The following is an 11,955-nucleotide window of genomic DNA, read 5'->3' on the forward strand; positions in this document are numbered from 1 at the left end:
TCAGGCCGGAGACTGGTTTGAACCGCTCTCCTGCGCCGCGGCGACGATCGCCTCGAGTTCGGCTGCGTCACCGAGATCGTGCGGACGCACCACGAGGTTGTCGGCGACGTAGAAGAACGCTGCCCGCACCTTCTCCAACGGAACATCCTTCAGCCTCGACCACGCCAGCCTGTAGACGGCCAGCTGGACCGCCTTGGCGGCTCGCAGTCCCGGAGCCGGCGGGTGTCCGGTCTTCCAGTCGATGAGATCCCATCCGCCATCGGCATCACGGAACACCGCGTCGATCCGTCCGCGGACAACCACCCCTCCGATCCGCGTCTCGATCGGTGCCTCCACCGCTTCGGGCTCGCGCAGTGCCCACTCGGACCGCTCGAAGATCGCCGCCATCTCCCCCAGTCCGAGCGACTCGTCCACGTACGCATCGGCGCCTCCGGGATACTCCCCCAGGTCGAGCATGCCCGTCGACCCGTAGAACTCCTCGATCCAGGCATGGAACGCCGTTCCCTTGCGTGCTGCCGAGCCCGGCCGGCGGGGCAGCGGCCGGCGCAGGTTCCGCATGACGGCGTCCGGGTCCTCACGCAGTTCCACCAGGGTCGACGCCGAGATGTGCGCGGGCAACGCGAGCGGTCGCCGTTCGCCCTCCCGGTGCTGCCGGGCCAGCGCCAGCCGCACCTCGCGACCCCACCGCCCATCGTCGACGTCCTCCTCCGGAGCGGCCGCGACAATCCGCTCGAGGACAGCCTGCGCCGCCTGCTCCATGGCGGGGCGCCGCGGTCCCAGCGGATCGATGGGCCAGGTGGCCTGCTCGGGCCGTGCGTTCGCCGGGTTGGTGTCGCCGACGTCGGCGTCCGTGACCCAGTGCGGCATGGCGATCCCGGGGCTCCCGGAGTCGGCGAGGACCGTGAGCGCCTCGAGGAAGGACGACGGCCCGGAAGGCTTCGAGCGCCCACCCGACCACACCGACGACGTGCAGACCAGCACCTGCTTGGCACGGGTGAAGGCGACATAGGCGAGCCGGCGTTCCTCCCGCTCCGTGTGGGCTCTCGCCTCCCCGGTGAAGTCAGCCTCACTGGCCAGCCACGCCTTCTGGTCCTGCTGTTCCCAGTCCCACTGCGGCAGCTCCGGTGCATCACCACGCAGGGGCCACGGGATGGCCGAACTCCCGCTGCTCCAGCGCGAATCCCTGTCGCTGGGGAAGGAACCCGCGGTGAGGCCCGGGACGAACACGACGTCCCATTCGAGGCCTTTCGAGGCATGCACGGTGAGCAGCTGCACGGCGTCCCGGCTCGCCTCCAGCTGCGTCACGGGCAAGCCGTCCTCCTCCTGGTCCGCGGCCTCCAGCCAGGCGAGGAATGCCGGCAGATCGACGCGGTCGGCCGTGGCGACGAACCCGGCCACGGCCTCCGTGAAGGCGTCGAGGTTCCGGCGCGCCTCGTTGGTCCCCATACCGGGTTTGGCGGCCACTTCGATGTCCAGCAGGATGGTGCGTTCGACCTCCCCGATCATGCTACCCAGATCGTCGCCCACGAAGCCGCGGAGCACCCGCAGTTCCTTCCTCAGCGCCTCCAGGCGCTGCCGCGCGGTGGCGCTGAGGACCCTGCCGGACGAGGACGCCCAGTCCGACGGCGGCAACTGGTCCACGGCCTCCACCAGGCTGCCCGCTTCGGCCGTGTCCGGTGACACGATCGCGTCGCGGAGCTGCTCGTCGTCGATCTCCTCCCCCACCGCCGTCCCGCGCCGGAACATCGCCTCCCGCCTCCGCGCGAGGTGCCGCGACCAGTCACCGAGCGCCATCAGATCGGCCGGCCCGATCCGCCACCGCGCTCCGGACAGGAGCCGGAGCATCGAGTCCGACCTGTCGGGGTCGCCCAGGACCCGCAGGGTGGCGAGCAGATCGACGATCTCGGGGGTGCGCAGCAGGCCGCCCAGCCCGACGACCTGCACCGGGATGCCGGCACGCTCGAGCTCCCGGCGGATCGGGGCGAACTGCTTGCGCCCCCGGCACAGGACTGCCATGGAGGGCGGAAGAGCCGCCCCGTTGTGCGATTCGAAGGAACGACGACGCTGCCGCAGCACCTCCCGCGTGATCGCCTCCGCCTCGCTGAGGGTCGGACCGGACGGGCCCGCACCATCGGTGGGCGCGCCGAGGACCGGGGCGTCGGTCAGGAAACGGCCGAGGATCACCTCTCCGACCGGAGCACCCGGACGCGCGTCGAGGCCGGGAACCTGCTGAGCAGGGGTGGTCCGCAGCCAGGGAGCGGGCGTGTTCAGCGGGGCTGCCACCGTGTTCGCCGCCTCGAGGATGGACGTCGGGTTCCGCCACGCGACCGACAGGTGCGCCACCTGCGACGGAGCACGCCGGTCCGCGTCGATCATCGGGAACGCCGTGCGGAAGGTACCCAGCTGTCCGGCCGACGCTCCCCTGAAGCCGTAGATCGACTGGTGCGGGTCACCGACGGCGGTGACCGAGCGGCCGTCCGCGAACAGGCGCGAGAACAGGACCATCTGCGCGTGGGACGTGTCCTGGAACTCGTCGAGCAGCACCACGCGGTACTTCTCGCGCTCCAGTTGCCCTGCTTCGGGGATGTCGCGGGCGATCCGGGCGGCGAGGGAGACCAGGTCGCCGAAGTCGAGCTGCCTGCGGGCGAGCTTCGCGGCGGAATAGGTCTCCACGAGCTCCGTCACGGTGACGCGCGTGCGGAGTTTGTCGAGCAGCTCCTGCACCTTCTGCGTGGGCGCCTTCGTGGTCCCGTCCACGTAGGCCTGGGCGCCGACGTGCACGAGGTGGCGCCGGAGCTCCGCGCGCACGGTCGCCGGGCTGACCAGATGCTCGGCGCACTCCCCTGCCATGTCGAGCACCGCCTTGACGAGGGTGCTCTTGGCCGCCGTGAAGTGCGCCCAGTCGCCGTCGTACGCCTCGACGACGGAGTGGGCCAGCTGCCAGGACTGCGCCGTCCCGAGCATCACGGAGTCGCGCTCGACGCCGATCCGCAGCCCGTAGTCCTGCACGATCCCGTTCGCGAAGGAGTGGTAGGTGGAGATGGCCGGGTCGAGGCGATCGACCACGTCCGCGCCGGGGGCGGCCGCATCGTCGCGCCCGAGTGCTGCGTAGAGTTGCGCCAGCCGCAGACGGACCCGCGAGGCGAGTTCCCCGGCGGCCTTGCGCGTGAAAGTGACGCCGAGGATCTGCTCGGGGCGCACGAGCCCGTTCGCGACGAGCCAGACCACCCTGTCCGCCATGGTCCGCGTCTTGCCCGACCCCGCGCCCGCGATGACGAGCAGTGGCTCCAGGGGCGCCTCGATGACCCGCACCTGGTCCTCGGTGGGGTACTGGACCGGGGCTCCGGGGTCGGTGTGCAGCAGCTCGGCGAGCGCCCTCGCCGAGTAGGTCGGAGCCGGCATCGCAGCCGCCACTACTGCGTCACCTGCTTGCCCTCTTCGCAGAGCGGGCAGATCTCGGGCAGCCGGCAGCCACTGCCGCCGAATCCGGACCGCCGCGGGTCGTGGACGGTGTCGAAGGAGGCGGAGGCCATCAGCGCCGCCGCGTCCTCGATCATGCCCAGCGCCCAGGTGTCCTCGTCGCCGACGGCGGGCTGGTCCTGGACCGCGACGGTCTTCGCCTTCGTCCCGAGGTGGACGAGCGAGGCGCCCCCTGGCGTCTCGTGCACCGTGGCGTCGTCGGCAGGAGCACCGTCGGCGACGTCGGCAGTCGCGACATCACCGGTCTCGATGTCGTGGGCCTGGGTGTCGTCGGCCTGCGTCACGGCGACAGCTCCGTACGCCACGGCCGTCTGATAGGCCGCGAGCTGCGGGTGCCGCTCGATCTCGGCGGCGGTCGGTGCGCTCCTGCCCGTCTTCAGGTCCACGACGACGGCGCGGCCCCCGGCGTCGCGCTCGAGACGGTCGATCTGGCCGCGGAGCCGGGCCGTCCGCTGCGCACCCTCGACGAGCACGGTGAGATCCACGGAGAAGTCCACCTCCGTGGCCTGCAGGGTGCGTCCGGACTTCCTCATCAGCAGCACGTAGGTGGCGAGTTTGCGGACCATGCCCTCGGCCCGCCGGAAGTCCGCCTGTCCCTCCCAGCCGTCACTGATACCGAGCCGCGGCCACCGGCGCTCGAGTTCCTGCGTGTACTCCTGGCCGGTCGCGTCGGGGAGATCCTGGGCGATCTGGTGGACGAGGGTGCCGAGGGACCGCGCGAAGTCGGTGTTCCGCTCTCCTCCTGCAGCGGAGACGAACCAGCTCAGGGGTGAGGCCAGCACGGACTCCACCTTCGAGGGCGAGACATTGATGGGCTGGTCCGCCGGAACCACAGGAGCAGCACTGCTCACCTCGGCGAGCCCCCACCACTGGGCCGGATGGGCACCCGGCACGGGCGGCTCCGTCGCGGCCATGCGGCCCAGGTGCCGCACGGCTTCCCCGGTCAGGGCTGCGCTCGCCTGCGGATCCTGCGCCACCCGGCGCAGCTCCGCGACCAGGGCGCGCAGGGTGAGGGGCCGCAGCACCTCCGTGCGAGGCCTCGCCTCGGCACCCGGAGGAAGCGGATCGAGCACGTCGAGGAACGGCGACGCCTGCTCGTCCTGGGACGAGACGGCGCAGCACACGAGCTCCTGGCTCGCCCGGGACACCGCGAGCGAGAAGGTGCGCAGCTCGTCGAACCGGATGTCCTGCAGCAGGGAGACCGGATCGCGGGTACTGCGGAAGGACTCGCCGTGATCGAGCAGGGCCCGCAGCTCCCCGGACCCGAGGAGTTCGCCGCGGAGCCGGAGATTCGGCCAGACGCCGTCCTGCACGCCGGCGACGACGACCATGGGCCAGTGCCGCCCGGCCGCACTGGCCGGGGTGAGGACGGAGATCGAGGCCTGCCTGCTGGTCCGCTGGGCCAGCGTGTCCATGGGGATGTCCTGGTTGAGGATGTACTCGAGGAAGAGCTCGGGATCGGCGCCCGGCACCTGCTCCACGAAGCGCTCCGCCGTGGTGAACAACGCCATCATGGCGTCCAGGTCGCGGTCCGCGCGGGCGGAGAACGGACCTTCGGACAGGGCCGCACCCGACCACTGCTGGGCGAGACCCGACGCCGACCACAGCGCCCAGAGGACCGTCTCCGCATCGGCCGCGATCTCGTCCGCCGCGGCCCGGCCCGCCTCGAGCATCCGGTGCAGTCGCCGGACGGGCGCCCCCTCGGAGGAGAGCTCGGCGATCTCCTCCGGGGAGGAGAACAGGGTGGCGAGCAACTCGTCACTCGTCCGGCCCCCGCCGCGCTGGAGTTCAATACGCCGTAACTGCTGCCGCAGCCGGCGGAGCTCCAGACTGCCCGCCCCGCCGATCCTGGAGGTGAGCAGGGAGATGCACAGCTCGGTGTCGAGCGGCGCGCTCCCCACGGCCACGGCGTAGAGATGGAGCAGGGGTCGTACAGCCGGCTCCTCGCGGATGGCCGTCTCCGCGGCCGGGACGTTCACGGCGATCCCCTGCGCGGTCAGATAGCGCTGGACGGCTGCCACCTGGGCACCGTTCCGGACGATCACCGCGATGTCGTCGAAGCTACGCCCACCGAACAGATGGGCCTCGAGCGCCTGCTGGGCGATGAATCGCTGTTCGTGGAACACGCTGTCGAGCACATGCACGGAGACCGCCGCTCCACGCTGCGGACCCCCGTCCCCGGAACCACCCGGGCATCCCTCTGCCGACACCTCTCGTGGTGCGGTCGGGAGCGAGCGGTAGGCCGTGCTGACACCGGTCGTGGCGATACGGGCCGCCACATTGGTCCAGGCGTCCGCCAGCGGGCCCTTCAGGGTCAGCGATCCGGGAAGTGTCAGGGTCGTCAACCCGCCCTGACGCGTGAAGAGGGCGGCCAGACGTCCTGCCAGGTCGGGGCGCGCGCCCCGGAAGCCCTGGGCCACCGTGTCAGGGCAGGCGGTGATGACGACGTCGTTGCCCGCACCGATGAGGCCCAGGAGCGCGTGGATGCCTGGGTTGGCCTCCTGGTAGTCGTCCACGAGGACCAGCTGCAGACGGGTACGCTCCCGGTCGAGGAATTCCCGGTCCGTCTCGAGGATCTCGCGGGCAGCCGTGAGGATGCCCGCCGGGTCGAAGGCCTCGGGCATGCGCAGATCGAGGACATCGCGGTACTCGCGGTAGAGCTGGGCGGCGGCGATCCAGTCCGGCCGGTCGAAGCGCTCCCCCCAGGCGGCCAGCTCCTCGGCGGACACCGCGTATTCACTCACGCGGTCGAACAGATCGCGGATCTCCTGCCGGAAGCCCCGTGTGGGCAGTGCCAGGGCCAGACTCGCCGGCCAGGAGGGACCGGGAGCGCCGTCCTGCCCGTGACCGGCGAGGAGCTCCTTGATGATCAGATCCTGTTCCGCTCCCGAGAGCAGGCGGGGGGCGCGCCCGATCCAGGGCATCCGCCCCTCGGCGCGGGCCCGCCGGATGAGGTCGAAGGCATAGGAGGACCAGGTCCGGGCAGGCGCCGTGCTGATGCTGCGGTCGAGCTTCGCCGTGAGTTCGTCGCGGAGCCGGGTCGCGGCGGCGCGGGTGGGCGCGAGCACCAGGAGGCCCTCGGGATCGAGCGTCCCCGCCTCGATCCGGCGGACGGCGAGATCGGTGAGCAGGGAGGACTTGCCACTGCCCGGGGCACCGAGGACCAGTACCTGTCCGGACAGGTGCCGCAGCGACTCGAGGATCGCCTCGTAGCCGCTCGTGGGCTGCTCGGTCGAGCCGTCCCGTTCAGCGCCGGAGGGACGGGCGGGAGCGTCGTCGACGGTGCTGGTCATGGTCCAAGCCCACCACACTCCACGGACAATCAGCGCTCAGCCCACGGACGTACCGGAGTCCGTGTCCTGGCCGTCTCCCGCGGCGCGGAGGGCGAGGCCGAGGTTCTCGATCGCGGTCTGCTCCTGCGGGGAGGGCCACCACCGGGCGAGCGCGAGTTCCACGCGGTAGTCGGCGTCGTCGGTCGCCTCGGCGGGCACCCGCAGGGGTGTGCCCTCGGCGTCGTAGTGCGGCCTGGCCCGACCGGCCAACCCCCTGGCCGCGAGCCCGCCGGAGCGCAGCACGCGCCACCACGGGACCTCCCGCGTACTGCGTGAGAGGGCTCGGCCCACCTGGCGTGGACCGCCGCGGCCCAGCAGCTCGGCGATATCGCCGTAGGTCAGGACGTGACCGGCAGGGATCAGCCCGGTCACGGCGAGGACGGCCTCCACGTAGGCACGGGGATCCACGGATGGCGCGGTATCCGTGGGCCCGAGGCCCGCCGCTGCCGCACCCCGGGCGGTCTTCGGTGGTTCCATGGGTTCAAGACTAAGCGGCAGCGCCGGGTCCGCCGGGGCGCAATGCCTGTTGGTCGGACCGCGCCGGTAGCGTGTCACCATGACGAGCTGGCACGAGGAACCACGGGCGGCCTTCGACCTCGAGACGACGGGACGCGATCCGTCGAGCGCGCGCATCGTCACCGCGACCGTCGTCCTCGTGGACGGCCAGGGTGAGATCCTCGAGCACCACGAGTGGCTGGCCGATCCCGGCGTCGAGATCCCGGAGGGTGCCGCGGCGATCCACGGGATCACCACGGAGCACGCCCGGAGCCACGGTCTCCCCGCGGCGGAGGTGGTACAGGGTATCGCCGCCGTCCTGACACGACTGTTCGACGACGGCGTACCCGTACTGGCCTACAACGCGCGCTACGACTTCACGGTGCTCGCGCAGGAGGGCCTGCGCCACGCCGTCAACACGCCCGTGCCCTCGCCCGTGATCGACCCGTACGTCATGGACAAGCAGGCCGACCGGTATCGCAGGGGCAAGCGCACGCTCACAGCGGTGTGCGAGCACTACGGCGTGGATTTCGAGAACGCCCACACGTCCGCGGCGGATGTCCTGGCGACCCTGCGCGTGGGCCGGCTCCTCGCGGACCGGCACGCCTTCCTCCGCAAGCCCGCAGCGGAGCTCCATGCCTCGCTCGTGGTCTGGGCGGCCCGTCAGGCGGCGAACTTCGAGGAGTACCTCCGGCGGACGGAGCCCGGCGCCCTCATCGAGCGGGACTGGCCCGTCGTGCGGCCGGTTATGGAGGGCAGGAACGCCGTGGAGGACAGGCCTGCTGTGGAGGACGGGACCGTCGTGGCGGGCAGGACCACCGTCGACGCCGGGCGCCCTGCTGCCCTGTGACGCCCGCGGCTATGCTGGCGCCATGTCGAAGTCGGTCGCGCTGATCCGAGGAGTGGGAGGACCCACCGCCCTGCGGATGCCCGCCCTGCGCTCGGCGCTGGAGGACGGCGGGCTCGAAGGGGTGGTGACCCTGCAGGTCGCGGGGAACGTCGTCTTCGAGCCGGGGGGCCGTTCGGCTTCAGCGTGCGCCGAGCTCGTCAGGCGGACCGTCCGTGAAAGCTTCGGCCACGATCTCCCCGTCGTCATCCGATCCCACCGACAACTCGCCGCCGCCGCGCGCCGCAACCCGTTCGTCGGAACGCAGGAGGGCCGCTGGGTGATGACGGTGTTCCTCGACCGACCACCACGGGCGGACACTGTGCTCGATCCGGCCAGCGGCACCCCGGATCTGTTCGTGGTGGACGGCAGGGAGGTGTTCGTGCGCCACGCCGAGTCCGTGGCGACGTCGAAACTCCAGTCCACGTGGTTCGAGAAGCGGCTCGGCGTGATCGGCACTGCCCGCAATGCCAACACCGTCGCGAAACTGGTGCGGCTCACGGCCTGACCATCGACGACTCGCCGCCGCAGTGGCAGCGGCGAGCAGGCGCTCAGTCGGTCGGAACGGCTTCTGCAGCAGCCCGCGCCGCCGCCGGCAGGGCCGCGAGGACGCGCTCCATTGCGGCGTCGTCGTGTGCTGCCGAGAGGAACCACGCCTCGTACACGGACGGCGGCAGATAGACGCCGGAGTCGAGCATGGAGTGGAAGAACGGCCCGTACCGGAAGGCCTCCTGGCCCTGCGCGTCGGCGTAGTTCCACACCCCGTGCTCCGACGTCCCGAACGCGACACTGAAGAGATTCCCCGCACGCTGGATCGAGTGATCCACCCCGGCCTCGGCGAGCGCGTCCGAGAGGGCGTGGCTCAGTTCCAGGGAGCGCGCGTCGACGTGGCGGTAGACCTCGTCGGTGGCGGCGGTCAGCGTCGCGACGCCGGCGGCCATGGCGATCGGGTTCCCCGACAGCGTGCCGGCCTGGTACACCGGGCCGATCGGTGCCAGATGGTTCATGACGTCCGCCCGGCCACCGAGGGCCGCGGCCGGGATGCCGCCGCCGATGACCTTGCCGAAGGTGAGCAGATCCGGGGTCCAGGGATGCTCGGCGTCGTCCGCCCCGCCCGTGAGTTTCCAGTAGCCGCCGGGGTGCGTGCGGAAGCCGGTCATGACCTCGTCGACGATGAACAGTGCACCGTGCTCGGCGCTGATGCGACTGAGGAACGCGTTGAAGCCCGGTGCGGGCGTCACCACGCCCATGTTGGCCGGGGCAGCCTCGGTGATGATGGCTGCGATGTTCGCGCCGTGCGTGCGGAAGGCTTCCTCGACCGCCTCGACGTCGTTGTAGGGCAGCACGAGGGTCTCCGCCGTCGTCGCCTCCGTGACACCCGCGGATCCGGGCAGCGCCAGCGTGGCGACACCCGATCCGGCCGCTGCGAGCAGGCTGTCCACGTGCCCGTGGTAGCACCCGGCGAACTTGACGATCAGATTCCGCCCCGTGAATCCGCGGGCCAGGCGCACGGCCGTCATGGTGGCCTCGGTGCCGGTGGAGACCATGCGCAGGAGCTCGACGGCGGGAACGCGCTGCTGGACGAGCTGCGCGAGATCGGCCTCGGCGGGCGTGGAGGCCCCGAAGGTGAGCCCGTGGTCCACGGCCCGGTGGACGGCGGCGATGACGTCTGGATGCGAGTGGCCCAGCAGCGCCGGGCCCCACGATCCGACGAGATCCACGTACTGTGTGCCGTCGGCGTCGGTGACATAGGCTCCCTGCGCGTCGACGAGGAAGCGCGGCGTCCCGCCGACCGACCCGAAGGCGCGGACCGGGGAGTTGACGCCGCCGGGCATGAGGGCGCGGGCGCGCTCGTAGAGGCTGTCCGACGTGGTGGAGGGCGTGGTCATGGGGTTCCTTAGCTGTGGTGGTCGTCGAGCCAGAGCGCGAGCTCCGAGGCCCAGTAGGTGAGGATCAGCTGGGCGCCGGCGCGCTTGATGCCGAGGACCGACTCCTCGATGGCGCGCCGCCGGTCGATCCAGCCGTTCGCAGCCGCGGCCTCGATCATGGCGTACTCCCCCGAGATTTGGTAGGCGGCCACGGGTACGGGTGATATCGCCGCGACGTCGGCCAGGATGTCCAGATAGCTCATCGCGGGCTTGACCATCACGAGGTCGGCACCCTCCTCGAGATCCAGCTCCACCTCCAGGAGTGCTTCCCTCCGGTTCGCCGCGTCCATCTGGTAGGTCCGGCGGTCACCGGTGAGCTGGGAGTCGACCGCTTCGCGGAAGGGCCCGTAGAAGGCGGAGGCGTACTTGGCGGCATAGGCGAGCACCATGGTGTCCCGGTGGCCGGCCTCGTCCAGTGCCTGCCGGATGACGGCGACCTGGCCGTCCATCATGCCGGAGGGGCCGAGCACGTGGGCTCCGGCATTGGCCTGCTCCACGGCCATCTGAGCGTAGAGCGCCAGGGTGGCGTCGTTGTCGACGGCGCCGTCGGCGTCGAGCACCCCGCAGTGACCGTGGTCGGTGAACTCGTCGAGGCAGACGTCGCTCATGACGACGAGTGAGTCCCCCACCTCGCTCCTGACGTCGGCGATCGCCCTGTTCAGGACGCCATCGGGATCGATCCCCGCGCTGCCGGTGGCGTCGCGGTGCTCGGGGATGCCGAAGAGCATGATGCCGCCCACCCCGCGCTCCACGGCCTGCGCCGCGGCGCGCTTGAGCGAATCGGTGGTGTGCTGGACGACGCCGGGCATGGACGAGATGGGCGAGGGCTCGGTGAGGCCCTCGCGGATGAACGCCGGCAGGATCAGCTCCGCCGGGTGCACCCGGTACTCGGCGACCATGCGCCGCATGGCGGGGGTGGATCGCAGCCTGCGCGGCCTGTGCTGGGGGAAACTCATGATCGATCTCCGTTCGGTCGGTAATCTGTCGTGATGGTGCGTGCAGCCGCGTCCCGGACGGCCGCGGCGATGCCCTCCGGCGTGGGGTCGGCCGCCGTCGCCGCCGGGCCCCACCCCTCGGCGCGCAGTGCCGCTGCCGTGGTGCGGCCGATGGCGACCGCCGCGAAGGTGCCCGGTCCGACGTCGGCGGGCCCTCCGGTCAGTCTGGCGCGGAAGTGCCGCACGGCGCTGGGGGCGGTGAAGACGACGATCGGCCGTGCTGTCCCGGACAGGAGTTCGAGGGCAGCGGGCACATCGAGCAGTGGCGGCCTGGCGCCCGTCTCCTCGACGCCGGGTACCCTGCGCTCCGGGTCCGCCGGCGAGGCCACCGTGCGGTAGGCCTCGACGCGCCGCACGGACCAGCCCAGCCGGGCCAGACCCGCGCGGAGATCCTCGGGTGCGAGATCGGACTGCGGCAGGAGCACGTCACCCGTGCCGCGGGGGAAGACCGCGAGGATGCCGGTGGCGGACTCGTCGTCGGGGACCAGGACGACGTCCACGCCCACGCCGCCGAGGAGCTCCGCCGTCGCCGACCCCACGGCCACCACTTGGGCTCTTCCCGCACGGACGACGTCCGCCAGCGTGGTTCCGCCGTCGCGGGCGATCAGTTCCAGCGCCTGCACGGTGTTGCCGCTCGTCACCACGAGCCAGGAGTAGGCGCCCCGGGCCAGCGCTGCGAGCTCGCAGTGGACGGCGGCGGTGTCGCCGGGCAGTTCGGTGTCCGTGAGGGGCAGGGCGAACGGGGTGAAGCCCGCCCCCTCCAGCGCGGTCTTCAGGCGCACCGCGCGCGCGGGATGACGCAGGACGATCACCGGCCGGCCGGGTCCGTCAGGTGCCAC

General features: G+C 71.6%; 8 protein-coding genes. 2 read left to right on the top strand and 6 right to left on the bottom strand.

The annotated features are described in order from the left end of the window. From FQ377_RS12630 to FQ377_RS12640, 3 genes are read right to left on the bottom strand one after another with little or no spacing between them, the layout of a single operon-like run. Positions 1-3,402 carry an ATP-dependent helicase gene (locus FQ377_RS12630; RefSeq protein WP_148601624.1) on the bottom strand — a complete coding sequence of 1,134 codons (3,402 nt, stop codon included), beginning with the start codon at positions 3,400-3,402 and terminating at the stop codon, positions 1-3. A gap of 11 nt (positions 3,403-3,413) precedes the next feature. Further along, entirely contained in the window at positions 3,414-6,773 is a 3,360-nt protein-coding gene (locus FQ377_RS12635; RefSeq protein ID WP_148601625.1) for an ATP-dependent helicase, read from the bottom strand. Between the two features lie 36 nt (positions 6,774-6,809). Next, entirely contained in the window at positions 6,810-7,289 is a 480-nt protein-coding gene (locus tag FQ377_RS12640) for an MGMT family protein (protein WP_148601626.1), read from the bottom strand. A 79-nt stretch (positions 7,290-7,368) separates the two neighbouring features. Here FQ377_RS12640 and FQ377_RS12645 point away from each other — a divergent pair, with 79 nt between their 5' ends. Together FQ377_RS12645 and FQ377_RS14900 are read left to right on the top strand one after the other, a co-directional pair. Continuing rightward, a complete protein-coding gene (locus FQ377_RS12645; RefSeq protein ID WP_148601627.1) occupies positions 7,369-8,157 on the top strand; it encodes a 3'-5' exonuclease in 789 nt (262 codons plus the stop codon). A gap of 22 nt (positions 8,158-8,179) precedes the next feature. Beyond that, complete coding sequence (locus FQ377_RS14900; protein ID WP_187393361.1) at positions 8,180-8,701, top strand: DUF1697 domain-containing protein; 522 nt, start codon at positions 8,180-8,182, stop codon at positions 8,699-8,701. Positions 8,702-8,744: 43 nt separating this feature from the next. Here the strand turns inward: FQ377_RS14900 and hemL are convergent, their stop codons facing one another. From hemL to FQ377_RS12665, 3 genes are read right to left on the bottom strand one after another with little or no spacing between them, the layout of a single operon-like run. Beyond that, complete coding sequence (gene hemL / locus FQ377_RS12655; protein WP_148601629.1) at positions 8,745-10,082, bottom strand: glutamate-1-semialdehyde 2,1-aminomutase; 1,338 nt, start codon at positions 10,080-10,082, stop codon at positions 8,745-8,747. A gap of 8 nt (positions 10,083-10,090) precedes the next feature. Then, the gene (hemB, locus tag FQ377_RS12660; RefSeq protein WP_148601630.1) at positions 10,091-11,077 is read right to left on the bottom strand and encodes a porphobilinogen synthase; all 987 of its coding nucleotides are present in this window, start codon (positions 11,075-11,077) and stop codon (positions 10,091-10,093) included. Continuing rightward, the gene (locus FQ377_RS12665) at positions 11,074-11,955 is read right to left on the bottom strand and encodes a uroporphyrinogen-III synthase (protein WP_148601631.1); all 882 of its coding nucleotides are present in this window, start codon (positions 11,953-11,955) and stop codon (positions 11,074-11,076) included. The genes hemB and FQ377_RS12665 overlap by 4 nt, the downstream gene beginning before the upstream one ends.

Origin of the sequence: Arthrobacter echini (assembly GCF_008107445.1) — a bacterium.
Classification (GTDB): domain Bacteria; phylum Actinomycetota; class Actinomycetes; order Actinomycetales; family Micrococcaceae; genus Arthrobacter_D; species Arthrobacter_D echini_A.

Coding starts and splice junctions, on each gene's coding strand:
- FQ377_RS12630 (WP_148601624.1), bottom strand. CDS start 3,402: ATGCCGGCTCCGACCTACTCGGCGAGGGCGCTCGCCGAGCTGCTGCAC.
- FQ377_RS12635 (WP_148601625.1), bottom strand. CDS start 6,773: ATGACCAGCACCGTCGACGACGCTCCCGCCCGTCCCTCCGGCGCTGAA.
- FQ377_RS12640 (WP_148601626.1), bottom strand. CDS start 7,289: ATGGAACCACCGAAGACCGCCCGGGGTGCGGCAGCGGCGGGCCTCGGG.
- FQ377_RS12645 (WP_148601627.1), top strand. CDS start 7,369: ATGACGAGCTGGCACGAGGAACCACGGGCGGCCTTCGACCTCGAGACG.
- FQ377_RS14900 (WP_187393361.1), top strand. CDS start 8,180: ATGTCGAAGTCGGTCGCGCTGATCCGAGGAGTGGGAGGACCCACCGCC.
- hemL (WP_148601629.1), bottom strand. CDS start 10,082: ATGACCACGCCCTCCACCACGTCGGACAGCCTCTACGAGCGCGCCCGC.
- hemB (WP_148601630.1), bottom strand. CDS start 11,077: ATGAGTTTCCCCCAGCACAGGCCGCGCAGGCTGCGATCCACCCCCGCC.